We start from the raw sequence: 25,754 nt of genomic DNA, 5'->3' as shown, positions 1-25,754 counted from the left end.
GCAGGCACCGACGATCACGGGGTGGTGCAGGCGTCGAGCGCCTCGCCGACCCCGGACGTCACGAGCAGCCCGTCGAGGGCCCGCTGCTGCACGAAGCCGCCGTCGCGCAGACCGTCCAGCCAGCTCAGCAGCCCCGAGTAGTGGCCGACCGGGTCGAGCAGGACCACCGGCTTGGCATGCATGCCCAGGTAGCCCGCAGTCCAGGTCTCGAAGAGTTCCTCGAGCGTGCCGATCCCACCCGGCAGGGTGATGAAGGCGTCGGCGCGGTCCTCCATGATCTGCTTCCGCTGACGCATCGTGTCGGTGACGATCAGTTCGTCGGCATCGGTATCGGCGACCTCCCTGTGCACCAACGCCTTCGGGATGACGCCGATGGTCCAGCCACCGGCCTCGCGGGTGGCCCTTGCCACCGCGCCCATCATCGAGACGTTGCCGCCGCCCGAGACCAACCGCAGCCCCCGTCGGCCGATTTCGGTGCCCAGTTCCGTCGCGAGCGCCAGGTACGAATCGTCGACCGGCCCGGAGGCGCAGTACACACAGATGGTGCGGATCGGGAAGATCACCATTCCTCCTCGGTGCCCATCAGCTCGGCGGCGTCGACGCCGTGCTGCGACTCGACGACGATGCGCACGGCCTCCTCGACGCTGTCGGTCACGTGGAGCAGTTCGACGTCGCTCTCGGAGATCTTGCCGCTCTCCACCAGCGTCGTCTTGATCCACTCGAGCAAGCCGGACCAGTACTGGGTGCCGAACAGCACGATGGGGAACCGGGTGACCTTGCGGGTCTGCACCAGGGTCAGCGCCTCGAACAGTTCGTCGAGGGTGCCGAACCCGCCCGGCAGACAGATGAAGGCCTGCGAGTACTTGACGAACATGGTCTTGCGGGCGAAGAAGTAGCGGAAGTTGATGCCGAGGTCGACCCACTCGTTGAGGCCCTGCTCGAACGGCAGCTCGATGCCGAGCCCGATCGAGTAACCGCCCGACTCGCTGGCACCACGGTTCGCGGCCTCCATCACGCCGGGGCCGCCCCCGGTGATGACGGCGTACCCGGCCTCGGCCAGTGCGGCACCGAGGTCACGGCCCGCGGTGTACTCGGGGTGATCGGACCCGGTTCGCGCGGAGCCGAACACCGTCACCGCACGCGGCACCTCCGCGAGCGCTCCGAAGCCCTCGACGAACTCGCTCTGGATCCGCAGCACCCGCCACGGATCGGTGTGCACCCAGTCGGTCGGCCCACGCTGATCGAGCAGCCTCGAGTCGGTGGTTGTCGTCTCCACCTTGCGATCGCGGCGGAGCAGGATCGGTCCGCGGTGCTTGACCGAAGCACTGCCCCGCTTCGAGGTGTTCTGCTTCGCGGCCCGGCCGGGCGTCTTGTCGGGTGCCATGCGAGCAAGGCTATCCCGACGCGGGTGACCCATTTCACTGGGTAAACGCCACAGCAAGCGATTGCAAAGTAGTTTAGCCTTCGCTAACTTCTTGTTCGCGGCGGTAACGATACGCCCCGCCCGCCTCGGTCACCCGAGTTGGCCGGTCGAGATTCCTTGTGAGGGGATTGCTTTGAATGTGAAGAACATGTCCGTGGTGCGCGGCGCCCGTATGGCAGGCGCCGCCGCGGTCGCCGCGGTCGCGATCGGCCTGATGTCGACGGGTGCGGCGCATGCCGACACCTTCGTGCCGCTGCCCGACGGGCAGAAGGCCGGACCGGGTGCGGTCGTTTCCCGCACCGGCGAGAGTGTCCTGATCTCGCCGTCGCTGGCCGCCAATGGCGCCGGCCGCACGGCGTGGGTCTCGGGCACCGTCACCGCGGACGTCACCGGCGTCACCAAGGAAGGCGAGGCCGGTCCCTGGAACGGGGCCACCAACGACAAGGGCACCAACAACTCGTCCACGCACGGGGTCTCGCGGATCAGCACCGGCTACATCGTGGGCTGCCAGGTGGACATCACCGGCCTCGGTGGCTCGATCGGCGCCTCGATGGACCTGTCGGGACCGTCGGTGTCGGGGTCGTTGACCGTCCCTGTCTCCGCGGGCCAGGTCAAGTTCGTCGGCGTGAGCGGCAAGGACATCAAGAAGAACGGCAAGTACTCGGTCCAGTACCAGGACACACAGCTCGAGGTCCAGAACTGCGGCGGCTACGCGCAGGCCCGCGCTTACACCGTGGTTGAGATCGTCGGCGACAACTACTCCAAGACCACCCTGTACGGCCAGCCGTTCAGCATCGGATAGCAAGGGAAATCATGAACTCCAGCAACACCGGCCTGCGTCGCGGGCTGCAGATCGCCGCCGTCGGCGCGGCCACGGCAATTGCGGTCGGCTTGCTGTCCGCGGGCGCGGCGAACGCCGACACCTTCGTCCCCCTGCCGGACGGCAGCATCAGCAAGACCCTCGCCGACGGCACGGTCGTCACGATCACCCGTACCGGCGAGACCGCCAACATCTCGCCGTCGATGGGCGCGACCCCGCTGCACCGCAACGTATGGGTGTCCGGCCGGATCGGCGCCGAGGTCACCGGGCCGAACGCCAAGGGCGGCAGCATCACCGCGGGATACGTGGTGGCCTGCCAGCTGACCCTCGGCGGCAAGGGTGGCGCCGACACCGGGATGTCCTCGGGCTGGGAGGGCGAGAACGTCAAGCAGACCGCCAAGGGCGCGGGCACCGTCAGCATCGGCCCCGGCCAGGCCAAGAACATTCGGCTCCTCGACCTGGAGAAGGAGGACGGCTACGGCAACGAATCCCACTCCGGCGCAAACTCGTTCAAGGGCAAGAGCGGCAGCGTCACCTACGCAGACTCCACCATCGGCGTCGAGGGCTGCGCCGGCTATGCACAGGCCCGCTCCTACGCCACCGTCTCGGTGAGCACGGACAACATCACCAGCAGCACCACGCTGTGGGGACAGCCGTTCAGCATCGGCTAGTCATCGCGGCCGGCCTCACCCATCGACCGCCTGGGTGAGGCCGGCGGCGTTCTACCGGCGGCGCCGCGTCGCGTGTGCCACGATTGACCGATGCGTCTGGGGCTCCACGCGCTGGGAATCGGCACCGGCGCTCGCCGCGAGGTGATCGACGCCGTCGCAGTCGCCGCCGACGACTCCGGCTTCGCGACGCTCTGGGCGGGCGAGCATGTCGTGATGGTGGACCGTCCGACCTCCCGCTATCCGTATGCCGACGACGGCAGGATCGCGGTTCCCGCCGTCGCGGACTGGCTCGACCCGATGATCGGGCTCAGCTTCGCCGCAGCGGCGACGCGCAGGATCCACATCGCGACGGGCATACTCCTTCTCCCCGAACACAACCCCGTCCTGTTGGCCAAGCAGGCCGCGACACTGGACCTGATGAGCGGTGGCCGGTTGACGCTCGGCGTCGGCATCGGCTGGTCCGAAGAAGAATTCGCCGCGCTCGGCGTTCCGTTCGCTCGGCGCGGCCCGCGCGCTGCCGAGTACGTCGCGGCCATGCGGACGCTCTGGCGTGACGACGTCGCCTCCTTCGATGGCGAGTTCGTCAGCTTCGACGCCGTGCGGGTCAATCCCAAACCGGTCCGCGACCGTCGCATCCCCATCGTCGTCGGCGGCAACAGTGACCCGGCGCTGCGACGGGCCGCGACATGGGGCGACGGGTGGTACGGCTTCAATCTCTCCGACGCCCTGGAGGCCGCGGAACGGATCGACACCCTCCGTGGACTGTGCCGCGAGGTCGGGCGCGACCCCGGCGAGCTGCGGATGGCCGTGGCGCTGCGCGATGTCGATCTCGGCGACGTCACCGCACTTGCCTGCGCGGGCGTCGACGAACTCGTGCTCGTCGCGGCTCCGCCCGACGATGCAGGCGCGGCGGCCGACTGGGTCCGGTCGATCGCCGACCGCTGGCTGCCAGCGATCGCGTCCGCGTGAGAACCGTCAGGCGCTGAGGTAGCCGCGCAGCACCCGGGTGACCTCGGTGATCTGCGCGGTCGGGACGTGCTCGTCCCGCTTGTGCGCGAGGTTCGGGTCGCCGGGTCCGTAGTTGACGGCCGGGATGCCGAGCGCCGAGAACCGGGCGACATCGGTCCAGCCGTACTTCGCGCGGAACTGTCCGCCCGCCGCGCCGATCAGCGCGGCAGCGGCCGGGGCACCCAGGCCGGGCAACGCCCCCGCCGAACTGTCCGTCACCTCGAAGCCGAGTCCGAGACCGTCCACCACCTCCCGGACGTGCTCGATCGCCTGGTCCACGGTTCGGTCGGGCGCGAACCGGAAGTTGACGTCCACCTCGGCGGCGTCGGGCACCACGTTCCCGGCCACTCCCCCGGCGATGCGCACCGCGGAAAGACCCTCGCGGTAGACACAGCCGTCGATGTCCACCGAGCGCGCCTGATAGTCGGCGAGCCGGGCCAGTAGCGGCCCGAACTTGTGGATCGCGTTGTCCCCCAGCCACGATCGCGCCGAGTGCGCGCGGGTGCCGGAGGTCGTCAGCCGCACCCGCAGGGTGCCCTGGCAGCCGGCCTCGATGAACCCGCCCGACGGTTCGCCGAGCACCGCGACGTCTGCCTGCAGCCACTGCGGCAGCTCACGCTCGATCCGGCCGAGACCGTTGTGCACGGCCGCGATCTCCTCGCAGTCGTAGAACACCAGCGTCAGATCGTGCGCGAGTTCCTCGGTCGTCGCGGCCAGGTGCAGGAACACCGCGTCGCCGGACTTCATGTCGACGGTGCCGCAGCCGTGCAGCAGCTCGCCCTGCTCGGGGTCGAGGGTGCGCGTGCTTGGCACGTTGTCGGCGATCGGCACCGTGTCCAGGTGGCCGGCCAGCATCACCCGGCTCGGCAGTCCCAGGTCGGTGCGGGCGAGCACCGCGTTGCCGTTTCGGATCACCTCGAAGCCGATGGTCTGCTCGCGCAGCGCCGCCTCCACCGCATCCGCGATCAGGGCCTCATCGTGGGAGACGCTCGGGATGTCCACCAGCGCGGCGGTCAGCTCGATCGGGTCGGCGTGCAGGTCCAGGCGCGGCGTCGGGGTCACTCGATCAGATTAGGCGGCTCCGCCGCCCGTGCGTGGTTACCGAGTCCAGGGACTCGTCAACCACGCACGGGCGCTAGGCGCCTATCTCGTAGATGTCGCCGTCGAAGCCTGCCCGGAACAGCCGGCCGGCGGAGAACCCGGAGCCGCCGCTGCCGAAGGTCAGCACGCTGGATCCCGGCAGGCCGCCGGCGAGGGCACAGTACCGGTTCGGCCCGTCCACCCGCAGGATCTCGCCGCTGATGTCGGTGGGCACGATCGGACGGCCGGCAGCGTCCAGCACCAGCCCGTCCGGCGCGACGAACGTGTCGGCGCCGCCGAAGTCCACCAGCGACTCGGGCGCCGCCGGGTTCGCCAGCGGGATCCGGCTCACGCCCGGATTCACGAAGGTCCGCGAGACGTAGAGATAGCGGTCGTCGGCGCTGAGCGCGGCGCCGTTGGCGCTGGGCAGCACGGCCCAGTCGGGCTGCACGACACCGTTCGGCAACACCCGACCGACCAGCGACGCGAGGTCGTTGGTGGCGTACACAATGCCGTCGCGGGTCACGGCAAGGCCGTTCGCCGCGGAGAGCCCCGACGCGAACGGGTGCACCGTGCCGGTCCCGACGTCGATCCTGACGATCCCCGCCGGCCGCGCGAGGTCGCCGACGAACACGCGGGCGTCGCCGTAGCCGACCAGCAGGGCGCCGTCCGGCGCGAAGGCCAGGCCGCCGCCGATCGGGCCGGGCAGGGTCGCGAACGGGACCGCCGGGTCGCCTGGCCGGTCGATCCGGAGCACCCGGTTGCTGCGCAGGTCCGTGAGGTAGAGCCTGCCCGCACCGTCGACGGCCGCTCCCTCGATGGCCGCGCCCGGCACCCGGCCGACCAGCACGGGCGCCTGCCCCGCGCCGGGGCAGAGGGGCGCGGCGCCCGCCTGCGGCGTCGACAGCAGCGAGAGGGCCGCGACCACCGCTGCCCCGGCCGCGGCGATCCTGACCGAGCTGGCGAATCCGATTCCACGCATGCGTCCCCACATCCATTCGGCCGGTACGACGGTCAGCGCTCAGCCTTGCACGGGATGCGCGCGGGTGACGGTTCAATTACTCCAGCCGGTACCCTGACTGCCCGTGAGCACTCAGGGAGCATCGGCAGTCGGTATCGCAAACGTGACCACGGGCGGGGTCGTCCTCGACACCTGGTACCCGGAGCCCACGCTGGGCGATGTGGCCGAGACGGGCACCGTCGTGCTCGAGGGCGCCGACATCCCGGCCGAGCTGGCCGCGCTGGTCGGCGAGGACGAGGCCCGCGGCGTCAAGCAGGTCGCGGTGCGCACCTCGATCGCCGATCTGGCCGCCGCGCCGGTCGACGCGCACGACGCCTACCTGCGCCTGCACCTGATCTCGCACCGCCTCGTCCAGCCGCACGGCGCCAACCTCGACGGCGTCTTCGGCCTGCTCGCCAACGTGGTGTGGACCAACTTCGGCCCCTGCGCGGTCGATGGCTTCGAGGTGGTCCGCGCCAAGCTGCGCGCCCGCGGCCAGGTCACGGTGTACGGCATCGACAAGTTCCCGCGCCTCGTCGACTATGTGGTCCCCTCGGGCGTCCGGATCGCCGACGCGGACCGGGTCCGCCTCGGCGCGCACCTGGCCAGCGGCACCACGGTCATGCACGAGGGCTTCGTGAACTTCAACGCAGGCACCCTCGGCAACTCGATGGTCGAGGGCCGCATCTCCGCGGGCGTCGTCGTCGACGACGGTTCCGATGTCGGTGGCGGCGCCTCGATCATGGGCACCCTGTCCGGCGGCGGCAAGGAGGTCATCTCGGTGGGCAAGCGCTGCCTGCTGGGCGCGAACTCCGGTCTCGGCATCTCCCTCGGCGACGACTGCGTGGTCGAGGCGGGCCTGTACATCACCTCCGGCACCAAGGTCTCCGGCCCGGACGGCACCGTGATCAAGGCCAAGGAGCTCAACGGCCAGTCCAACATCCTGTTCCGCCGCAACTCGGTGTCCGGCGCCGTCGAGGTGGCGCCGTGGAAGGGCACCGGCGTCGAGCTCAACGCCGCGTTGCACAAGAACGACTGACGATGAAGACGAGCGACCCGGCAAAGGACACCGCAACAGCCCTCGCCGAGGAGGGCGACACCTCGCACCTCGGGCACGGGCTCAAGGTCCGCCATCTGACGATGATGGGCCTCGGTTCCGCGATCGGCGCCGGGTTGTTCCTCGGCACCGGTGTCGGGATCGCGAAAGCCGGCCCGGCCGTGCTGATCTCGTACATCATCGCCGGCATCATCGTGGTCTTCGTGATGCGGATGCTCGGCGAGATGGGCGCGGCGATCCCGGCCAGCGGCTCGTTCAGCCACTACGCGCGGATCGGCATCGGCGAGTGGGCCGGCTTCACGATGGGCTGGCTCTACTGGTTCATGCTGATCATGGTGCTCGGCGCCGAGATCACCGGCGCCTCGGCGATCGTGCACGGCTGGCTGCCCGGGGTGCCGCAGTGGGTGGTCGCGCTGGTCTTCGTCACCTTCTTCGCGGTGGTGAACCTGGCCAAGGTGAGCAACTTCGGCGAGTTCGAGTTCTGGTTCGCCGCCATCAAGGTCGCGGTCATCATCGCCTTCCTGGTGATCGGCGTGCTGCTCGTTTTCGGGCTGCTGCCGGACACCGACCCGGTCGGGTTCACGAACCTGTTCGGCCAGGGCGGCTTCATGCCGAACGGCTTCGCGGGCATCGCCGCGGGCCTACTCGTGGTCGCGTTCGCGTTCGGCGGCATCGAGATCGTGACGATCGCCGCGGCCGAGTCGAAGGACCCCGAGCACTCGATCGCCACGGCCGTGCGCAGCGTGGTGTGGCGCATCAGCGTGTTCTACATCGGCTCGATCGCGATCATGGTGCTGGTGCTGCCCTGGAACTCGCCGCAGCTGCAGAGCGGCCCCTTCGTTGCCGTCCTGAACCAGGCGCACATCTCCTACGTGGCCGGTTTCATGGAACTGGTGGTCGTGGTTGCGCTGCTGTCGGCCTTCAACGCCAACGTCTACGGCACCTCCCGGATGGCCTATTCGCTCGCCCGTCGCGGCGACGGTCCGGCGCTGCTTGGCGGCCTGTCCAAGACCGGGGTGCCGACCAACGCGGTGCTGCTCTCGGTGTTCTTCGGCTTCGTCAGCGTGCTGCTGAACTGGCTGCTGCCGGACTCGCTGCTGTCGATCCTGCTCAACGCCGTCGGCGCCGCGCTGCTGGTGATCTGGATCTTCATCGTGGTCTCGCAGCTGCGGCTGCGACCGCGGCTGGAGGCCGAGGGCAAGCTCAGCCTCCGGATGTGGGGCTTCCCCTACCTGAGCTGGTTCACCCTGGCCGCGCTCGGCGGCCTGATCCTGCTGATGCTGACCGACGCCGACGCCCGCAATCAGCTGATCTCCACGGCCGTGCTGTTCGCGGTGATCGCCGGCCTGTCGGTGCTCAATGCGCGCAGGCGGCGTGCGGCCGCCGAGGCCTAGGCGGCCGCACGCGCGTCCGGTTCCGCTCAGCGCGCCGTGAAGCCCCCGTCGATCGCGAGCGCGGCGCCGGTCACGAACGATGCCTCCTCGCTCAGCAGGAACGCGACGAACGGCGCGATCTCCTCCGGCTGGGCGACGCGGTTCACCGGGTGCAGGGCCGCGATCTGTGCCATCGCCTCGTCGGTGGGGGCCATCGATCCGCGGGAGAGCGGCGTGTCGACCCCGCCGGTGGTGATGGCGTTGACCCGCACTCCCCGCTCGGCGACCTCCAGCGCGACGGCCCGGGTCAGTCCCACGACGGCGTGCTTGGCCGCGACATAGGGTGCGACCTCGGGCAGCCCGACGGCGCCCAGGTTGGACGCGTTGTTGACGATGGCCCCGCGGGTCTCGAGGACCGCGGGAATCTGGTGCTTGAGGCAGTGGAAGACGCTGGTGACGTTCTGCGCGAGCTCCGCGTCCCAGTCGGCCCCGTCGATCCCGGACACCGGGCCGGACGCATTGACGCCGCCTGCGTTGTTGAAGGCCCCGTCCAGCCGCCCGAACTCGGCGACCGCTGCGGCGACCAGTGCCGCGGCGTCCGCCTCCACCGACACGTCCGCGGGCACGAAGATCGCTGTGCCGCCCGCGGCACGGATGCCCGCGGCTGCGTCCTCGCCGACCTCCCGGCGGCGGGCGCCGAGCACGACCGCGGCGCCCTCCGCCGTGAGCCGACGGGCGACCGCGAGGCCGATGCCGGAGGTGCCGCCGGTGACGATGAAGACCTTGGAGTCCAGACGCGAAGACATGATGAGTCCTTTCGGGAGATCTGCTGAAAGTGGTGCGGTGAGCACCTGATTCAGACTGCGGAATCCCGGGACTCGGCGCTGGCGGGAATCGGACGACGCGTTTCCGGCGGCGTCGGGTCGGAGGTGGACACCTCCTCGGGGCGCATCCTGCACCTGGTGCCAGAAACCGCTCCACGGCGGCCCGGCAGGACGTAGTGTCGGCGCGACCTACGTCCGTCGTCGAGCAGGAGAACGGCCATGAGTTTTGTCCTCGTCGAGCGGCCCCGCGAGAACGTGGCCCTGGTGACCCTCAACCGTCCCGAGCGGATGAACGCCATGGCGTTCGACGTGATGGTTCCGCTCAAGGAATCGCTCGAGGCGATCAGCAACGACAACTCGGTGCGCGCGGTCGTCCTCACCGGCGCGGGCCACGGTTTCTGCTCGGGCGCCGACCAAGCCTCCGCGGGCAGTCCCCCGCACATCGACGGCCTCACCCGCCCGTCGATCGCGTTGCGCGCGATGGAGATCCTCGACGACGTTGTGCTGGCGATCCGCCGGATGCACCAGCCGGTGATCGCCGCGGTCAACGGTGCCGCGATCGGCGGCGGCTTCTGCCTGTCGCTGGCCGCTGACATCCGGATGGCAGCCCCGGAGGCGTACTTCCGGGCGGCAGGCATCAACAACGGACTGACCGCCAGCGAGCTCGGGCTGAGCTACCTGCTGCCGCGCGCGATCGGGTCGTCCCGCGCGTTCGAGATCATGCTGTCCGGCCGCGACATCGACGCCGAGGAGGCCGAGCGGATCGGGCTCGTCTCCCGCATCATCGACGGCCAGGACCTGCTCGATGAGTGCTTCGACCTGGCGACACGGATCGCGGCCTTCTCCCGGCCCGGCGTCGAGCTCACCAAGCGCACCCTGTGGTCCAGCCTGGACGCCTCCTCGATGGCGCAGCACATGAACCAGGAAGGCCTGGGTCAGTTGATGATCCGCCTGATGACCGACAACTTCGAGGAGGCCACCCTGGCCCGGCGCGAGAAGCGGGAGCCGGTGTTCCGGGACAGCAAGTAGTTCAGGCGCCCGCGTCGGAGTCCAGCCCGAACGCGATCACCCGGTCGGGGTGGATGCGGATCAGCTCCGGCGACATCCCCCTCCCCCACGGCTCCACGCCCGTCAAGGCCTCTGCCCTGCCGCGGATCTCGATGCATCGCACCGCCCACGGCTGGATCGACGCGAGGTCGTCGACGACGAAGGCCACTCGGTCGTTGCCCGCGAGGTTGCGGAACTTCCTGCTGGCACCGAGGTTGTGGCCGCCGATGTCGACGGTGCCGAGCTCGGCGTTGTACCGATATCCCACCGGGTTGTTCTGCGGGGCGCCGCTGCGATCGACCGTGGCGAGACGGCCGAGCCGCTGGCTGCCGAGGTACTCGATCTGAGCGGGCGTGAGGGCGGACGCTGTCGCGGTCATGGGGACTCCCGTCGTCGGTGCGATGCACCCGCGACGCTATGACCTCAACCGCACTTCAGGTCAAGACCCGGGTGGTCACGCGACCTTGATGATCAGCCGGACATGACATCCAGGATGGATACGCACAAGCAGCTGCCCGCCGTCGAGGTGACGGCGGGCAGCTGATGTCCGGCTCTACTTGGGGCCACCGCCTCCGCCGGTGCCGCCGCCCGTTCCCCCACCGGTGCCGCCACCGCCGCCGGTGCCACCACCGGGTCGGCCCGGGCAGGGCTTGGGAACGGTGGGTCCGGTGCCGCCGCCGGCCGGCGCGGCGACGTAGGACGCGACAGCGACACTCGCCGGCGGGCAGGGCGTCGGAGCCGGAGCCGTGGGACCCGGTACGGGATCGGCGGGCTTGACGGCGCTTGCGGCCGTGACCGCGTAGGCAGGACCGGCGGCGGCCGCGGCAACGGCGAAGCTGGCGGCGGCGACTGCGATTGCGGTGCGGATCTTCGAACTGGACATCTGGGCCTCCAATGGCTTGGGATTGGTTTGCCCATCAATCATCATTTGCACCAACGTTTTTCAGTAGCCGCCCTCGGGTACTGGAGGGGCACCCTGAGGAGGTCGGAATGTTCACCCCTGGCGGGGTTGCGTGGTCACGCGACCTTGATGATCAGCTTGCGGAAGTGGAGCCTGGACGCCTCCTCGATGGCCATGCACATGAACCAAGAGGGACTGGGCCAGTTGATGATCCGGCTGATGACCGACAACTTCGAGGAGGCCACCCTGGCCCGGCGTGAGAACCACGAACCCGTGTTCCGGGACACCGAGTAGGAGCCACGGAACCACAAGGGCGGGTCGCTAGGTGGCGCGCAACTCCCGCCTGCACCGCTCCGCGAACACGACCGCGGACACCACGAAGAAGGCCGCGCCGACGAGCCAGCCGAGCAACAACCCGGCCGTTGTCCCGACCACCGCGAACAACGTGATCTGCGCGTAGAGCCGGGACGGATTGGCGAGCCTGCGGCGGGACGTCGGTGCCATCCACACAGACCAGATCCCCGCCGCCGCAGCCGGCAACGCGACCGCCACGAGCACCCGACCGAGCAGTGAATCCATCGCGGCGACCCCGGTCATCGCAAGAAGAACGAGCATCGCCAGCTCACACAGGAACGCGGTCAGATCGAGCGGCCCGACCTGTGCCTGCGGCCGCTCACCCAGCTCCATCAAGAGCCGGCCTCGGCCACCTTGATGATCAGCTTGCCGAAGTTACGCCCGGCCAGCATCCCGTTGAAGGCGGCGGGCGCATTCTCCAGCCCCTCGACGATGTCCTCGCGGTACGCGATGCGGCCGGCGTGCATCCAGCCGGACATGTCGCCGACGAATGCCTTGAAATCGCTCTTGACGAACTCGCTCTGGATGAAGCCGCGGATCGTCAGGCTCTTCTTCAGCACGTCGTTCATGAAGCCCGGCAGCCGGTCCGGTCCTGCGGGGGCCTCGGTCTCGTTGTAGTGCGACACCAGACCGCACACCGGAACCCGGGCGAAGTCGTTCAGCAGCGGGCACACCGCGGCCCACACCGCACCGCCGACATTCTCGAAGTACACGTCGACGCCGTCGGGGCAGGCCGCGGCGAGTTGCTCGGCGAAATCCGGCGCGCGGTGGTCGATCGCGGCGTCGAAGCCGATCTCGCGCAGGTAGGCGACCTTCTCGGGACCGCCCGCGATGCCGACCGCCCTTGCGCCCTTGATCTTCGCGATCTGCCCGACGGCCGATCCGACCGGCCCGGTCGCGGCGGCGACGACCACCGTCTCCCCCGGCTTGGGATCGCCGATGCGCAGCAGCCCGGCGTACCCAGTGAAGCCGGGCATCCCCAGCACGCCCAACCAGCTCTGCACCGGCGCGGCCTCCGGATCGAGCTTGCGCACGTGGTGTGCGTCGATCACCGAGTGCGTCTGCCAGCCCGAGAAGGACAGCACCACATCGCCCTCATGGAAGGCGGGGTCCTTCGATTCGACCACCTCGCACACGGTGCCGCCGACCATCACGTCGCCGAGCTCGACCGGATCGGCGTACGACTTCGCCGCGCTCATCCGGCCCCGCATGTACGGATCGAGGGAGAGGTAGAGGGTCTTGAGCAGCAGCTGCCCGTCGCCGGGAACCGGCACCGGGACGGTCTCGATCCGGAAATCGGACGGCTGGGGTTCGCCGACGGGGCGTGACGCGAGCACGATACGGGTGTTCTCGGCTGGCTTGGTCATGGTTATCGAGGTTAGTCGCGTCGGGCCCAAAAGGAGCCGTCTCCGCCCACGGTTCGCCTCGACGCGCGAGATCGCCTCAGCTGTCATAGCGTGTCGCCGTGCGCGCGCCCCTCACCCGCCGGTCCCTGCTGCTCGGCCTCGCCGGTGGCGTCGCGGTCGCCGCGCACCGGTTCGCCGTTGTCAGCGGGCCCACCGTCGCCAGTTCCGAGCCGCTCCCTGTCGGGCCTGCCGAGAGCCCCACCGACTACCCGTTGTTGAGTCCGGTCCGGCCCGCCGTGGCGACGGTGCAGGCCAGGTACGCGGGCGCGGTCCCCCGGGAATGGGGTGTCGCCGTCAGCGGGACCAGGACCCGGCTCGCGCTGCCCGACCGCAGGCTCGCCCTCACCTTCGATGCGTGCGGCGGCCCGGGCGGTACCGCGGTGGACTCCGATCTGCTGGGCCTGCTGGAGCGGGAAAGGCTGCCCGCCACGCTGTTCCTCAACGGCCGCTGGATCGACGCCAATCCGGCGCTGGCGGTACGCCTCGCGGACAACCCGTTGATCGAGCTCGGCAACCACGGGACGCAGCACCTCCCGCTGTCGGTGACCGGGCGATCGGCGTACGGGATCGCCGGCACCCGTTCCGTGGCGGAGGTCATCGACGAGGTACTGGTCAATCACCGAAGGCTTCAGGAGATCACCGGCGTCGCGCCGCGATGGTTCCGGCCGGGCACCGCACACTGCGACGAGGTCGCGGCCGCCATCGTCCGGGATCTCGGCGAAGAGGTCGTCGGTTTCACGCTGAACGGCGACTCCGGCGCGACCATGCCCACCTCGAAGGTCCAGGGCGCGCTGACCTCCGCTGTGCCCGGGTCGATCGTGATCGTGCACATGAACCGCCCCACGGGTGACACCGCGGAGGGACTGGCCGCCGCCCTGCCCGCGCTGCGGGCGCAGGGCCGCGAGTTCGTCACGCTCGGTGGTGCGGGCGCGTTGGCCTAGGGCCAGCCTGTTCAGCCGAGCTGGTTTTTCTGCACCTTGCCGAGTGCGTTGCGCGGCAACGAATCCACCACCCGGATCTCGCGGGGCCGCTTGTGCGCGGACAGCTCCGCCACCACGTGCTCGATCAGGTCCTCGGGCGAGGGCACCTCTCCGACCACGTAGGCGACCAGCCGCTGACCGAGGTCGGCGTCCGGCACCCCGACCACCGCGACCTCGCGGACCGCCGGGTGCCCCAACAGCGAGGCCTCCACCTCCCCCGCCCCGATCCGGTACCCACCGGACTTGATCAGGTCGGTCGATTCGCGGCCGACGATGCGATGGAATCCGTGCTCGTCGATCACCGCGACATCCCCGGTCTTGAACCAGCCGTCCTCGGTCCACGACGCCGCGGTCGCGTCCGGGCGGTTCAGATACCCGTCGAACAGCATCGGCCCCCGCACCTGCAGTCCGCCGATGCTCTCGCCGTCGTGCGGGACCGGGGTCCCGTCCTCGTCGATCAGCCGGGTCTCCGCGCCCGCCACCGGCAGCCCCACCCAACCGGGGCGGTGCTCGCCGCCGACGCGGGTGCTGACCGTGATCATGGTCTCGCTCATGCCATATCGCTCGATCGGCACCAGCCCGGTCAGGTCCGCGAGCCGCTCGAACACCGGCACCGGGAGCGGGGCGCTGCCGGAAACCAGCAGCCGGGCGCCGCTCAGCGCCTTGGCCGACACCTCGTCCTCGACGATCCGCGACCACACCGTCGGCACGCCGAAGTAGAGCGATCCGTTGGCCTGCGCATACGCCTCGGGCGTGGGCCGCACGGTGTGGACCAGCCTGCTGCCGACCCGCAGCGGGCCGAGCAGCCCCAGGATCAGCCCGTGCACGTGGAACAGCGGAAGTCCGTGCACCAGTGTGTCGTTCGCGGTCCATTTCCAGGCATCCGCGAGCGCGTCGAGGCCGGCGGCGATGGCGCCCCTGCTCAGCAGCACGCCCTTCGGTGGCCCCGTGGTGCCCGAGGTGTACAGCACGAAGGCGATCGAGGACGGGGCCGGCTCGGGATGAGAGTGCCAGTCACGGGTGTGCAACCGAACCGGCACGACAGGCAGCTCGCTCCCTTCGGGAGCCTGCCCGAGCCACGCCTGCGCCCCCGAATCGGACAGAATGTGCACCAACTCGGCCTGACCGGCGTCCGGCGGCACCGGTACGACCGTGACGCCCGCGAGCAGGCAACCGACCACCGCGATCACCGTCGACGCGGTCGGCGTTGCGAGGACGGCGACCCTCTCGGCGCCGCCGATACGTTTGGCGAGCGCTCCGGCTGCGCCGAGGAGATCGCTGCGCGAGAGTGTGGTGTCGCCGATCCGGACGGCGTCGGGGAGGTCGTCGCCGCGGGCGACAGCGAGGGCGTCTAGCGATCGAAGCAGCACCAGCCCAGCGTCTCACACGGAGCGTTCACCAAAAGGGCAACACGACGATGCCCGAGCCGCAACCATGGAATCGACGCCCGTGACGGTCCATCCGAGGAGGTCCCGTGACCACTGTGATCGCCGTTGTGCTGGCGTTGATCGTCGCCGCGATACAGGCCCGCAGGCATCGGACGGACACCGGGCCCGCGGCGGTGATCGACACCTACCTCGTGTGGTGGCTGGTGCTGGCGATCGGGCTGAGCTCGGTGGTCGGCGCCGCCTTCCACGTGTTCGACGGCCCGGCCATCGCCGAGATGATCGGATACACCAGGGGCGACGGCGGATTCCAGTTCGAGAACGCGATGGGTGACCTCGCGATCGGTGTCGCCGGCATCCTGTGCTTCTGGTTCCGCGGTTACTTCTGGCTGGCACTGCTGACCGTCACCGCGATCCAGTACTTCGGGGACGCGGCGGGACACGTCTACTTCTGGATCGCCGAGGACAACACCAAGTCGGGCAACATCGGCGCACCGCTGTGGTTCGACATCATCCTGCCCGTCGTCGGGTTCACGCTCTACGCGCTGTCCTACCGCCGTGGCGGCGACGCACGGCCGGTCGGCGCCCGACCCTGATCGCTACGCCGTGGGGCTACCCGCTCACTGCTCGGACAGCTCGGTCACCGTGACGGAGAACTGCCCGGCGCCGACCGGGAACACGGTGCATTCGAAGGTGCTGCGGACACTCGCCCCGGAACTGTCTTGCGATTCGACCACGCCACGGACCTCGTGGCCGAGCCCCGCGAGACTCGTCTCGTGTGCCTCCGGGAAGTCCGGGTTCGCAGGCGAATTCAATCGCTCTGCCACGGCTTGCTCACAGTGCGTTTCCGCATCTCGGGCGGCCTGCGCCGCAGAGGCGCGATCGCGTGCGTCCGCCGCCGGCGGGGCGGCCAACTCCTCGGCGGTCGGCTGCGGTGTTTCCTCGCCGCGGATGACTGGAGTGATGACCACATAGCCGACGACGGCCCCGACGACGACACCGAGGACACTCAGGACTCGGCTCTTCCGTTTCCGGGGCGCCGCGACGTCTTGGACTTGCTGGGGTGCACTCATACACAAGAAATATCAGACAATCCCGGCAATCCAGGAATCCGATGCAGGCCTGCGAAACTCGCCGGGCGCGGCGTGCTCACGCCGCGCCCGGCGAGGGCGGTAGGTCATTCCGGAACGGGAATGCGTCCGTCCAGGACGGCCTTGCGGATCGATTCGCGCAACGCCGAACAGCGACCGACCCGCGCACCGCGCTGGGTCAGCGACGGGTCCTGCTGGTACTCCTCGCAGATGACCTCGGGGTGATCGGTGCTCCACTGGACAGTGGTGTGCTCCCAGCTGCTCTTCTCGACGAGCACCCGGTTGCCGCAGCGTTGGCAATCGACCGGCTCCATCAGGCCGAGGCCTCCGCGTCGGCCTTGCGGGCGATGTTGTCGGCCACTTCCTGCTTCCACGCCTCCACCGGCCTTGTGGTGTCGAGCTCGAACTCGAAGCGGTCAACCATCTCCGGCTTGACGTCCGAGACGTCCACATAGAACTGCTCGTACCAGCGGCGCAGCTGGTAGACGGGGCCGTCCTCGTTGGTGAGCAGCGGGTTGTCGATCCGGGTCTTGTTCTTCCAGATCTCGATGTCCTGCTCGAAGCCGATGCCGATGTAGCCGATCATCGCCTGCACCATCTGGTCGGCGATCTCCGCCGGGACCTCCGCGGTCTTCTTGACCTTGATGCCGTACATCAGCACGAACTGGTCCGGGCCGACCGGGTAGTGGCAGTTGATGAGGATCGACTCGGCCTTGAAGTGCTCGTAGTGGTACGTCAGGTCGTCGATCATGAACGACGGGCCGTGGTACGCCGCCGTCGAGGTGGTCGAGACCAGCTGCGGGACGTCCGGGTCGTCCCACTCGGTGATGTCCTCGCGGCCGACGCCCTCGTACTCCTGGATCGCGACGTGTCCCTCGAAGATGTTCTTGAAGTACGTCGGGAACGAGTAGTGCACATAGAAGAAGTGCGCCATGTCGACGACGTTGTCGATGATCTCGCGGCAGTTGGTGTCGATGACGATCGACTTCCACACCCAGTCGGTCCACTCCGTGCCCTCGGGGCACATCTGCGGGATCGTCACGTCCGCAGGCGGCGGGTTGCCCTCCGGGTCGTTCCAGACGAACAGCAGCTCGTCCTGCTCCATGATCTTCCATGCGCGGGTGCGGGCCAGCGGCGGGACGCGGCGGGCGTAGGGGATGCCGGTGCACTTACCGTTGCCGCCCCAGCGCCAGTCGTGGAACGGGCAGGCGATGGAGTCGCCCTTGACGGTGCCCTGACTCAGGTCGCCGCCCATGTGCCTGCAGAAGGCGTCGAGGATCTTGATCTCGCCGTTGCTGTCGGAGAACACGACGAGCTTGGTCCCGAAGGCCTCGATGGAGTGCGGCTTCCCGTCGCGGAACTCCTCCGCCAGCCCCAGGCAGTGCCAGCCACGTGCGAAGCGAGCGGGCGGGGTGCCCTGGTCGATGACGCGAACCTCATCGGTTATCTCGGTTTCCACGTTGGTCATGAAGCGTCCTCTCGTTCAGCGGCCCCGGGTGACCGCAGTGATACCGGTCACAGCTCCCTTCAATCTCCTTGGCCGAGAACCCGTTCTCCATAGCTGTTCCCACCCACCGGGCGGTTGCCCCTCCTCAGTCCCTCGTGAAGACCGAACGGACGAAGAAGCCGAGGTTGGCGGGCCGCTCCGCGAGCCTGCGCATGAAATAGCCGTACCACTGACCGCCGTACGGCAGGTAGACCCGCATCTGGGCGCCGAGCCCGGCCAGGCGGAGCTGTTCGCCGTCCCTGATCCCGTAGAGCATCTGGTGTTCGAAGTCCGCCGCGTCCCGCCCCGTGCCCGACGCCATCGAGTCGGTCTCCGCGATGATCGCCGGGTCGTGGGAGGCCACCATCGGGTAGCCGCCGCCCTCCATCAGCACCCGCAGGCAGCGCAGGTAGGAGGCGTCCACGTCGGCCTTGGCCTGGAAGGCGACCAAGTCCGGTTCCCGGTAGGCGCCCTTGCACAGCCGGATCCGCGAATCCGGGCCCGCCAGGGCGCGGCAGTCCGTTTCGGCACGGCGCAGGTACGACTGCAGCACCGCGCCCAGCCACGGATAGTCGGCGCGCAGTTCACGGACGATGGACAGGGTCGAGTCGGTGGTGGTGTGGTCCTCGGCGTCGACGGTGATCCAGACCCCGCTCCGCTCCGCGGCTGCGCAGAGCGTCCGCGCGTTCGCCAGCGCGATCTCGCGGCCGTCGACCGGCAGCGCCTGCCCCAGCGCGGACAGCTTCACCGACACCTCGAGTGGGCGTACCCCGCCGGGCTCCCTGGCCTCCGGCAGCGCCGCCAGGTCGGAGAGCAGGGCCAGGTACTCGGCGACGGCGGCCCCCGCCTGGGCCTCGTCGGTGGTGTCCTCGCCGAGGTGATCGATGCTGATCAGCCGGCCGGTGTCGAGGATCGCGCGCGCGGCCGTCAATGCGGCTGCCCTGGTCTCCCCCGCGATGAACCGTTTGACGATGGATCGGGTGACGGGCGCCCTGGTGATCGCCGCCTTGAGCGTCGTCGATCGGGCGGCCGCCAGGATCGCGGGCCGCAGCGGGTTCTCGAACACCTGAGCCACCACGGCTACTCTTCCGGCTCCATGTGCGGATAGCGGTGGTCCGTCGGCGGGACGAAGGTCTCCTTGATGGTCCGGGCGGACGTCCAGCGCAGCAGGTTGATCGGCGAGCCCGCCTTGTCGTTGGTGCCGGACGCGCGGGCCCCACCGAAGGGTTGCTGTCCGACCACGGCACCGGTCGGTTTGTCGTTGATGTAGAAGTTGCCGGCCGCGAATCGCAGTGCCGCGGCCGCCGTGTCGACCGCAACCCGGTCGTCCGCGATGATCGATCCGGTGAGCGCGTAGGGGGCGCTCGCGTCCACCACCGCGAGCAGGTCCTCGAAGGCGTCGGGCTTGTCGTCGTCGTAGACGTGCACCGACAGGATCGGACCGAAATACTCTGTGGAGAAGGCCTCGTCGTTCGGATCCTCGGCGAGCAGCACCGTCGGCCGGACGAAGTATCCCTCGCTGTCGTCGTATTTCCCGCCGACCGCGATCTGCACCCCGGCGGCGTCCCGCGCACGCTCGATCGCGGCGACGTTCTTGTCGTAGGCCGCGCGGTCGATGAGTGCCCCGCCGAAGTTCGACAGGTCCGTCACGTCGCCGTAGCTGAGCTGATCGACCTCGGCCAGGAACGACTCTCCCATCCTGTGCCACACCGACTTCGGCACGTAGGCACGGGACGCCGCGGAGCACTTCTGGCCCTGGTACTCGAAGGCGCCGCGCACCAGTGCGGTGCTCAGCACCTCGGGATTCGCCGAGGAGTGCGCGACCACGAAGTCCTTGCCGCCGGTCTCGCCGACCAACCGCGGATAGCCGCGGTAAGAGCCGATATTGGCCCCCACCTCCCGCCAGAGATGTTGGAAGGTCCTGGTCGAGCCGGTGAAGTGGATGCCGGCCAGGCGCGGATCGCTCAGCGCCACATCGGAAACCGCGGCGCCCGAGCCGGTGACCAGGTTGATGACGCCCGGCGGCAGCCCCGCCTCCTCGAGCAGCTTCATCGTCCAGTAGGCGGCGACGGTCTGCGTGGTCGACGGTTTCCAGACGACGGTGTTGCCCATCAGCGCGGGCGCGGTCGGCAGATTGCCCGCGATGGCGGAGAAATTGAACGGCGTGATCGCGTAGACGAATCCCTCGAGAGGCCGGTACTCGAGCCGGTTCCACACCCCCGGACCGGAGACCGGCTGGTCGGCCAGGATCTGCCGGGCGAAGTGCACGTTGAACCGCCAGAAGTCGATCAGCTCGCACGGCGCGTCGATCTCGGCCTGCTGGACCGACTTGGACTGACCGAGCATGGTCGCGGCGGCCAGCGTCTCCCGCCAGGGACCGGAGAGCAGGTCCGCGGCCCGCAGCAGCACGGCGGCCCGGTCGTCGAAGGACAGGGCCCGCCAGCCGGGCGCGGCGGCGACCGCGGCCTCGATGGCCGCGTCCGCATCCTCGTGGGTGGCGTTGGTGAGCGTCCCGAGCACGGCCGAATGCCGATGCGGTTGAACGACGTCCACCCGCTCACCCGCGCCCTGACGGTGCACGCCGCCGATCACGTGCGGCAGCTCGAGCGGATCCGAGGCCAGCACGGTGAGCTTGGCGGTGAGCAACAGCCGCTCGCGGCTACCCGGTGCGTACGAGTACACCGGTTCGTTGCTGGGCGAAGGAACCCGAGTGACGGCGTCCATGCTGCCTCCTGCCCGCGGGGGGACGCTGCAGGGGCGGTACCCCGGCAACGAGGAACTCCGCCCCCAGGCTAGCGCCGTGGCGGGTCCGCGGCCAGGTAACGAGGGTCAGGCAGTGAGTCGCGTCGCGGCGGCGGCAATCCGCTCGTCGGTCGCGGTGAGCGCGATCCGCACGTGCCGCCTGCTGCCGGGACCGTAGAAGTCGCCGGGCGCGACCAGGATGCCGCGGTCCGCGAACCAGTCCACGGTGTCCCGGCAGGCCTCCTCGCGGGTGGCCCACAGGTACAGGCCGGCCTCCGAGTTGTCGACGGTGAACCCGGCGGCGCGCACGGCGGGCAGCAGCACCTCGCGGCGCGCGCGGTACCGCTCGCGCTGCTCGTTCTCGTGCGCGTCGTCGTTCAGCGCCGCGGTCATCGCGGCCTGCACGGGGAACGGCATGATCATCCCGGCATGCTTGCGCACCTCCAGCAGCTCCGCGACCAGGGCGGCGTCACCGGTGATGAAGCCGGCCCGGTAGCTGGCCAGATTCGAGGTCTTCGACAGCGAGTGCACCGCCAGCAGTCCGGTGTGGTCGCCGTCGCAGACGCGGGGGTCGAGGATCGAGTACGCCTCGGCCTCCCAGGTCAGGCCCAGGTAGCACTCGTCGGAGACGACGATCGCGCCGCGCTGCCGGGCGAAGTCGACGACCTTGCGCAGGTGGTCGATGCCGAGCACCTTGCCGGTCGGGTTCGACGGCGAGTTGATGAAGATCAGCGCGGGACTCTCGGGGCCGAGCCGCATGGTGCCGTCGGCGCGCAGCACCCTGGCGCCGGCGAGCAGCGCGCCCACCTCGTAGGTGGGGTAGGCGACCTCGGGGATCACGACCAGGTCATCAGCGCCCAACCCCAGCAGACGCGGCAGCCAGGCGATCGCCTCCTTGGTGCCGATCGCGGGCAGCACGGCCGCCGGATCGAGCCCGGTGACCCCGTACCGCCGGGCCAGTGCACCGACCGCGGCCGCGCGCAGCTCTGGGGTGCCGTGCGTGGTCGGGTATCCCGGCACCTCCGACACGGAGGCCAGCGCCTCGCGGATCAGCGGGTCCACCGGATCGACCGGGGTACCGACCGAGAGGTTGACGATCCCGTCGGGATGGGACTCGGCCTTGGCCTTGGCCTCTGCCAACGAGTCCCAGGGGAAGTCGGGCAGCCCCGCGGAAACGGGGACCCGGGTGCGACCGGTCACGGTGGTACCGAACAACTCAGTGCTCGCCCATCGGCGGCAGCGCCTTGATGAACGGCGGGTCGTAATCGACCTTGCCGAGCTTGGCGGCGCCACCGGGCGATCCGAGCTCGACGAAGAAGTCGACGTTCGCGCTCACGTAGGCGTTCCACTGATCCGGCACGTCGTCTTCGTAGAAGATCGCCTCGACGGGGCAGACGGGCTCGCAGGCGCCGCAGTCCACGCACTCATCGGGGTGGATGTAGAGCATGCGGCCACCCTCGTAGATACAGTCGACAGGGCATTCCTCGATGCACGCCTTGTCGAGAACATCCACGCACGGTTCAGCAATCGTGTAGGGCACTGCTGCTCTCCCTGCCTTTCGTCAAAAACCATCACGCCGGGCGAACCCCCATGTCCGCCCAGGAGTTACCAGTATCTCCTCCCCGAGCCGGGCACACCCGCTTAGGGTGCCCTGACCGCCGGATTCGGCGCGAAACCGGGGAGCACCAACAGACTACTGGGGAGCGGCCCGCGGCACCGGGTCGAAAGTCAGACGCTCGACAGGCCCTGTACGCCCGATCTGCCCGTCGCCGTCCGCACCGTGTGGCCGTCGATCCACCGTTGGCCCTGCGCGGCCGCCCTGGCGAGGGCGCCCCGCTCACCGAAGTAGTCCGCCACCGCGCCGACCAGGGGCAGCTTCCCGAGGGTCCGATAGGGCTGGCCCGGCCTCGGCCGCTTCCCGAGCTCGTCGGGGATCGCCCGGAGCATCCGGGAGGTGGTCCACATCGCGCCGAGCAGGGCGAACGGCCGCCAGGACGAGCCGGCCCCTGGGGGCGTCGCATCCGGGTGCGCGAGCAGCGTCCTGGCGTCGGTCTGCCTGCGGCAGAGCACCGAGGCGAGCAGATCCACCTGGGCGCTGCGATCGGCGACCCCGAGCTCCCTTGCCACCGCGACCAGCACCAGCGTCTGATTCGCGAACGCCAGCAGGTCCTGGATCGGCAGCCGCCGGACGAGCGGACCGAACACGCCGGGAAAGGCCACCGCGATGGTGTTCAGCGCGCCGAGCCGGGTCACCCACCACCGGGCGCGGCGCTCGTCGCTGGCCCGTTCCCACGCCGCGGTGCCGGGCACCTCGGCGACATCGAGCAGCCAGGCCGCCGCGTCGAGCACCTTCTCGGCGATCGAGCGCTGCTCGGCGGTCGGCGTGAACGTCCGAGCCTTGATCCGCAGCGGGTCGGTGCTCATCAGGTCGAGGACCGGGTTGATCCCCCAGGCCGCGCGGTCGAGCACAGCGACGACCCTGCCGTCGCCGATCCGATCCTTCTCGCTCATGCCACTCCCACCCTCTCGGCATAACCCGTCGTGCGCTGCCGGGCCGGGCGTCCGATCCCCTCGGCGATCGCCCGCAGCTCCGCCACCGTCATCTCCGATCCGTGCTGCGAACCGGCCATCCGCGAGATGGTCTCCTCCATCAAGGTGCCGCCCAGGTCGTTGGCGCCGCCCTGGAGCATCGCCTGGGTCCCCGCGACCCCGAGCTTGACCCAGCTGGTCTGGATGTTGTGGATCCGCCCGTGCAGCATGATCCGCGCCAGCGCGTGCGCGGCCCGGTTGTCGCGCTGCGTCGGCCCCGGCCTCGACGCCCCCGCCAGGTACAGCGGCGAACTCTGGTGCACGAACGGCAGCAGCACGAACTCGGTGAATCCGCCGGTGCGGTCCTGGATTCCGCGCAGCACGTTGAGGTGCCCCACCCAGTGGTGCGGCTGATCGACGTGTCCGTACATCATCGTCGAGCTGGATCGCAGGCCCACCTCGTGCGCGGTGGTGACCACGTCGATCCAGGTGCTCGTCGGCAGCTTGCCCTTGGTGAGCACCCAGCGCACCTCGTCGTCGAGGATCTCCGCCGCGGTGCCGGGGATCGAGTCCAGGCCCGCCGCGCGCAGGTCGGTCAGCCAGTCCCGCACGCTCTGCCCGCCGCGGGAGGCGCCGTTGACGATCTCCATCGGGCTGAAGGCGTGCACGTGCATCGACGGCACCCGCGCCTTGACCGCGCGGACCAGGTCCGCGTAGCCGGTGACGGGCAGCTCGGGATCGATGCCGCCCTGCATGCAGACCTCGGTGGCCCCGGCGACGTGCGCCTCCCAGGCCCGGTCGGCCACCTCGGCGGTGGACAGGGTGAACGCGTCGGCGTCGCCCTTGCGCTGCGCGAAGGCGCAGAACCGGCAGCCGGTGTAGCAGATGTTGGTGAAGTTGATGTTCCGGTTCACCACGTAGGTGACGTCGTCCCCGACGGCGTCGCGGCGCAGGGCGTCGGCCAACGCGACCATCGCCTCGAGGCCCTCGCCGTCGGCGGTGGCCAGGGCCCGGTACTCGTCGTCGGTGCAGGCGCCGGGGTCGCGCTCGGCGCTGCGCAGCGCCGCCAGCACCTCGGAGTCGAGCCGCACGGGCGCGCCCTGGTTGGACAGCTCGAGGACCTGCTCGCGGACCGAGTCCCAGTCCCCGAACGCGCTGCCGAGGTCGCTGCGGGTCTCGGTGTTGCGACCCTCGGTGTCGATCGCGGTGTTCAGGTCGATGCGCCCGGCCGACACCCACGCCTCGTCCGGCTCCTGCCAGGGCAGGCCGGTCGGCCGGGTGTCCGGCCTGGCCAGCCCGGTCACCGGGTCGGCGAGGGCCTGGACATGCGCGGAGATGCGGGGGTCGATCCACGGCGAGCCTGCGAGCACGTACGGCGGCTGCGCGGCCGTCCGCTCGGTGAGCGTGTAGCCCGCCTCGGCTGTGATCGCGGCCAGCGTGTCGAGGTTCGGCCACGGCCGCTCCGGGTTGACGTGGTCCGGGGTGAGCGGCGAGACGCCGCCCCAGTCGTCGACGCCGGCGGCGATCAGGGCGAGGCACTCGTCGGCCGACACCAGGTTCGGCGGTGACTGGATCCGCATGCCGGGGCCGAGCAGCAGCCGGGCGACGGCGATGGCTGCCCGGAACTCCTCGATGCCGGCGTCCGGCGCGTCGCGCATCGCGGTGTCGTCCTTGGCCAGGAAGTTCTGGATGATGACTTCCTGGATGTGACCGAACGCCTTGTGGGACTTGCGGATCGCGAGAATGGACTCGGCACGTTCGGTCATCGTCTCGCCGATGCCGACCAGGATGCCGGTGGTGAACGGAACCGAGAGCCTGCCCGCGTCGGTGAGGGTGCGCAGCCGCACGGCCGGATCCTTGTCGGGGCTGCCGTAGTGGCATTCACCCTTTTCGGTGAAGAGCCGGGTGGAGGTGGTCTCGAGCATCATGCCCATCGACGGCGCGACCGGCTTGAGCCGTGAGATCTCCTCCCAGCTCATCACGCCCGGGTTCAGGTGCGGCAGCAGTCCGGTCTCCTCGAGCACCCGGATCGACATCGCTCGCACGTAATCCAGGGTGGAGTCGTAGCCCCGGGACTCGAGCCACTCCTGTGCTTCCGGCCACCGTTCCTCGGGCCGGTCGCCGAGGGTGAACAGCGCCTCCTTGCAGCCGAGTTCGGCGCCCCGGCGGGCGATGTCGAGCACCTCGTCCGGGTCCAGGTACATCCCCCGCCCCTCGGCCCGCAGCTTGCCGGGGACGGTGACGAAGGTGCAGTAGTGGCACTTGTCGCGGCACAGCCGGGTCAGCGGGATGAACACCTTGCGCGAGTAGCTGACCGTCTTCGGCCGCCCCGCCGCCTCGAGGCCGGCGTCACGGACCCGTGCCGCCGAGGTGCACAGATCCTCGAGGTCGGCGCCGCGGGCGTGCAGCAGCACCGTCGCCTCGTCGACGTTGAGGGTGGCGCCGTCGCGGGCGCGGCGCAGCGCCCTGCGCATCGCGGACGCCGACGGGGCCGCCAGACCTGCGGGCGGAGCCGGTGCACCCACCTGCGCGGATCCCGACGGCATCGCGGGATCGGGCAGCATCGCGGGCGTGGTC

27 protein-coding genes and 1 pseudogene are annotated in these 25,754 nt (G+C 69.8%); 9 read left to right on the top strand and 19 right to left on the bottom strand.

All coding sequences use genetic code 11. The features are described 5' to 3' along the window. Window positions 1–14 precede the first annotated feature (14 nt). Window positions 15–563 (bottom strand): LOG family protein, encoded by a 549-nt coding sequence (locus FCG67_RS15040; protein WP_246045088.1) that lies wholly within the window; start codon window positions 561–563, stop codon window positions 15–17. Then, entirely contained in the window at window positions 560–1,384 is an 825-nt protein-coding gene (locus FCG67_RS15035) for an LOG family protein (RefSeq protein WP_097212534.1), read from the bottom strand. Before FCG67_RS15035 ends, FCG67_RS15040 begins: the two co-directional genes overlap by 4 nt. Window positions 1,385–1,571: 187 nt before the next feature. Between FCG67_RS15035 and FCG67_RS15030 the strand changes: the two genes are divergently transcribed. From FCG67_RS15030 to FCG67_RS15020, 3 genes are all read left to right on the top strand, one after another. After that, window positions 1,572–2,225 (top strand): MspA family porin, encoded by a 654-nt coding sequence (locus FCG67_RS15030; RefSeq protein WP_211243219.1) that lies wholly within the window; start codon window positions 1,572–1,574, stop codon window positions 2,223–2,225. A gap of 11 nt (window positions 2,226–2,236) precedes the next feature. After that, window positions 2,237–2,914, top strand: a complete 678-nt coding sequence (locus FCG67_RS15025; protein ID WP_136910531.1) for an MspA family porin — start codon at window positions 2,237–2,239, stop codon at window positions 2,912–2,914. A gap of 90 nt (window positions 2,915–3,004) precedes the next feature. Next, window positions 3,005–3,883, top strand: a complete 879-nt coding sequence (locus FCG67_RS15020; RefSeq protein WP_136910530.1) for an LLM class F420-dependent oxidoreductase — start codon at window positions 3,005–3,007, stop codon at window positions 3,881–3,883. Window positions 3,884–3,889: 6 nt separating this feature from the next. Here the strand turns inward: FCG67_RS15020 and dapE are convergent, their stop codons facing one another. Continuing rightward, window positions 3,890–4,984 carry a succinyl-diaminopimelate desuccinylase gene (dapE, locus tag FCG67_RS15015; protein ID WP_136910529.1) on the bottom strand — a complete coding sequence of 365 codons (1,095 nt, stop codon included), beginning with the start codon at window positions 4,982–4,984 and terminating at the stop codon, window positions 3,890–3,892. Window positions 4,985–5,057: 73 nt separating this feature from the next. Next, the gene (locus tag FCG67_RS15010; protein ID WP_136910528.1) at window positions 5,058–5,984 is read right to left on the bottom strand and encodes an SMP-30/gluconolactonase/LRE family protein; all 927 of its coding nucleotides are present in this window, start codon (window positions 5,982–5,984) and stop codon (window positions 5,058–5,060) included. A 103-nt stretch (window positions 5,985–6,087) separates the two neighbouring features. Here FCG67_RS15010 and dapD point away from each other — a divergent pair, with 103 nt between their 5' ends. Both dapD and FCG67_RS15000 read left to right on the top strand, forming a co-directional pair. Next, a complete protein-coding gene (gene dapD / locus FCG67_RS15005) occupies window positions 6,088–7,041 on the top strand; it encodes a 2,3,4,5-tetrahydropyridine-2,6-dicarboxylate N-succinyltransferase (RefSeq protein WP_077042460.1) in 954 nt (317 codons plus the stop codon). A gap of 101 nt (window positions 7,042–7,142) precedes the next feature. Next, complete coding sequence (locus tag FCG67_RS15000; protein WP_246045098.1) at window positions 7,143–8,453, top strand: amino acid permease; 1,311 nt, start codon at window positions 7,143–7,145, stop codon at window positions 8,451–8,453. A gap of 26 nt (window positions 8,454–8,479) precedes the next feature. Here the strand turns inward: FCG67_RS15000 and FCG67_RS14995 are convergent, their stop codons facing one another. Beyond that, window positions 8,480–9,238, bottom strand: a complete 759-nt coding sequence (locus tag FCG67_RS14995) for an SDR family NAD(P)-dependent oxidoreductase (RefSeq protein ID WP_136910526.1) — start codon at window positions 9,236–9,238, stop codon at window positions 8,480–8,482. 237 nt (window positions 9,239–9,475) lie between these two features. On the opposite strand from FCG67_RS14995, the gene FCG67_RS14990 reads away from it, so the two are divergent. Beyond that, complete coding sequence (locus FCG67_RS14990; RefSeq protein WP_136910525.1) at window positions 9,476–10,285, top strand: enoyl-CoA hydratase; 810 nt, start codon at window positions 9,476–9,478, stop codon at window positions 10,283–10,285. 1 nt (window position 10,286) lies between these two features. Here the strand turns inward: FCG67_RS14990 and FCG67_RS14985 are convergent, their stop codons facing one another. Beyond that, window positions 10,287–10,682 carry a PPOX class F420-dependent oxidoreductase gene (locus FCG67_RS14985; protein ID WP_136910524.1) on the bottom strand — a complete coding sequence of 132 codons (396 nt, stop codon included), beginning with the start codon at window positions 10,680–10,682 and terminating at the stop codon, window positions 10,287–10,289. A 174-nt stretch (window positions 10,683–10,856) separates the two neighbouring features. Beyond that, on the bottom strand, window positions 10,857–11,186 hold the full coding sequence (locus FCG67_RS25030; RefSeq protein ID WP_169310536.1) for a hypothetical protein: 330 nt from the start codon (window positions 11,184–11,186) through the stop codon (window positions 10,857–10,859). Window positions 11,187–11,351: 165 nt separating this feature from the next. Here FCG67_RS25030 and FCG67_RS14980 point away from each other — a divergent pair. Then, a pseudogene (locus tag FCG67_RS14980) lies at window positions 11,352–11,498 on the top strand (enoyl-CoA hydratase); the annotation flags it as partial. Between the two features lie 27 nt (window positions 11,499–11,525). Here the strand turns inward: FCG67_RS14980 and FCG67_RS14975 are convergent. Then, entirely contained in the window at window positions 11,526–11,891 is a 366-nt protein-coding gene (locus tag FCG67_RS14975; RefSeq protein ID WP_136910523.1) for a DUF2568 domain-containing protein, read from the bottom strand. Beyond that, on the bottom strand, window positions 11,891–12,925 hold the full coding sequence (locus FCG67_RS14970) for an NADP-dependent oxidoreductase (RefSeq protein WP_136910522.1): 1,035 nt from the start codon (window positions 12,923–12,925) through the stop codon (window positions 11,891–11,893). Before FCG67_RS14970 ends, FCG67_RS14975 begins: the two co-directional genes overlap by 1 nt. Window positions 12,926–13,023: 98 nt before the next feature. Between FCG67_RS14970 and FCG67_RS14965 the strand changes: the two genes are divergently transcribed. After that, window positions 13,024–13,905, top strand: a complete 882-nt coding sequence (locus FCG67_RS14965) for a polysaccharide deacetylase family protein (protein WP_169310535.1) — start codon at window positions 13,024–13,026, stop codon at window positions 13,903–13,905. 11 nt (window positions 13,906–13,916) lie between these two features. On the opposite strand, the gene FCG67_RS14960 is transcribed toward FCG67_RS14965, so the two are convergent. Continuing rightward, window positions 13,917–15,314, bottom strand: a complete 1,398-nt coding sequence (locus FCG67_RS14960; RefSeq protein WP_136910521.1) for an acyl-CoA synthetase — start codon at window positions 15,312–15,314, stop codon at window positions 13,917–13,919. 104 nt (window positions 15,315–15,418) lie between these two features. On the opposite strand from FCG67_RS14960, the gene FCG67_RS14955 reads away from it, so the two are divergent. Next, on the top strand, window positions 15,419–15,925 hold the full coding sequence (locus FCG67_RS14955) for a DUF6790 family protein (RefSeq protein WP_136910520.1): 507 nt from the start codon (window positions 15,419–15,421) through the stop codon (window positions 15,923–15,925). A gap of 24 nt (window positions 15,926–15,949) precedes the next feature. Here FCG67_RS14955 and FCG67_RS14950 read toward each other — a convergent pair whose 3' ends face one another. The 9 genes from FCG67_RS14950 to FCG67_RS14910 all read right to left on the bottom strand — a co-directional run bounded on the left by FCG67_RS14950 (window position 15,950) and on the right by FCG67_RS14910 (window position 25,741). Beyond that, a complete protein-coding gene (locus FCG67_RS14950) occupies window positions 15,950–16,402 on the bottom strand; it encodes a hypothetical protein (RefSeq protein WP_136910519.1) in 453 nt (150 codons plus the stop codon). A gap of 104 nt (window positions 16,403–16,506) precedes the next feature. Further along, the gene (locus FCG67_RS14945) at window positions 16,507–16,734 is read right to left on the bottom strand and encodes a hypothetical protein (protein WP_136910518.1); all 228 of its coding nucleotides are present in this window, start codon (window positions 16,732–16,734) and stop codon (window positions 16,507–16,509) included. Then, complete coding sequence (locus FCG67_RS14940; protein WP_136910517.1) at window positions 16,734–17,888, bottom strand: 3-ketosteroid-9-alpha-monooxygenase, oxygenase component; 1,155 nt, start codon at window positions 17,886–17,888, stop codon at window positions 16,734–16,736. The genes FCG67_RS14945 and FCG67_RS14940 overlap by 1 nt, the downstream gene beginning before the upstream one ends. A gap of 124 nt (window positions 17,889–18,012) precedes the next feature. Continuing rightward, entirely contained in the window at window positions 18,013–18,984 is a 972-nt protein-coding gene (locus FCG67_RS14935) for a proline dehydrogenase family protein (RefSeq protein ID WP_136910516.1), read from the bottom strand. 2 nt (window positions 18,985–18,986) lie between these two features. Further along, on the bottom strand, window positions 18,987–20,630 hold the full coding sequence (gene pruA, locus FCG67_RS14930; protein WP_136910515.1) for an L-glutamate gamma-semialdehyde dehydrogenase: 1,644 nt from the start codon (window positions 20,628–20,630) through the stop codon (window positions 18,987–18,989). Window positions 20,631–20,735: 105 nt separating this feature from the next. Continuing rightward, a complete protein-coding gene (gene dapC / locus FCG67_RS14925) occupies window positions 20,736–21,848 on the bottom strand; it encodes a succinyldiaminopimelate transaminase (protein WP_136910514.1) in 1,113 nt (370 codons plus the stop codon). A 16-nt stretch (window positions 21,849–21,864) separates the two neighbouring features. Further along, window positions 21,865–22,188 carry a ferredoxin gene (gene fdxA, locus FCG67_RS14920; RefSeq protein WP_097212554.1) on the bottom strand — a complete coding sequence of 108 codons (324 nt, stop codon included), beginning with the start codon at window positions 22,186–22,188 and terminating at the stop codon, window positions 21,865–21,867. A gap of 188 nt (window positions 22,189–22,376) precedes the next feature. Continuing rightward, window positions 22,377–23,159, bottom strand: coding sequence for a hypothetical protein (locus FCG67_RS14915; protein WP_136910513.1), 783 nt, complete (start codon window positions 23,157–23,159; stop codon window positions 22,377–22,379). Next, a complete protein-coding gene (locus FCG67_RS14910; protein ID WP_097212624.1) occupies window positions 23,156–25,741 on the bottom strand; it encodes a bifunctional FO biosynthesis protein CofGH in 2,586 nt (861 codons plus the stop codon). Before FCG67_RS14910 ends, FCG67_RS14915 begins: the two co-directional genes overlap by 4 nt. Window positions 25,742–25,754: the final 13 nt, after the last annotated feature.

This window comes from Rhodococcus oryzae (genome assembly GCF_005049235.1).
Classification (GTDB): domain Bacteria; phylum Actinomycetota; class Actinomycetes; order Mycobacteriales; family Mycobacteriaceae; genus Rhodococcus_G; species Rhodococcus_G oryzae.
The sequence above is the reverse complement of the archived record's forward strand: the minus strand, read 5'-3'. Positions and strand labels throughout refer to the sequence as shown.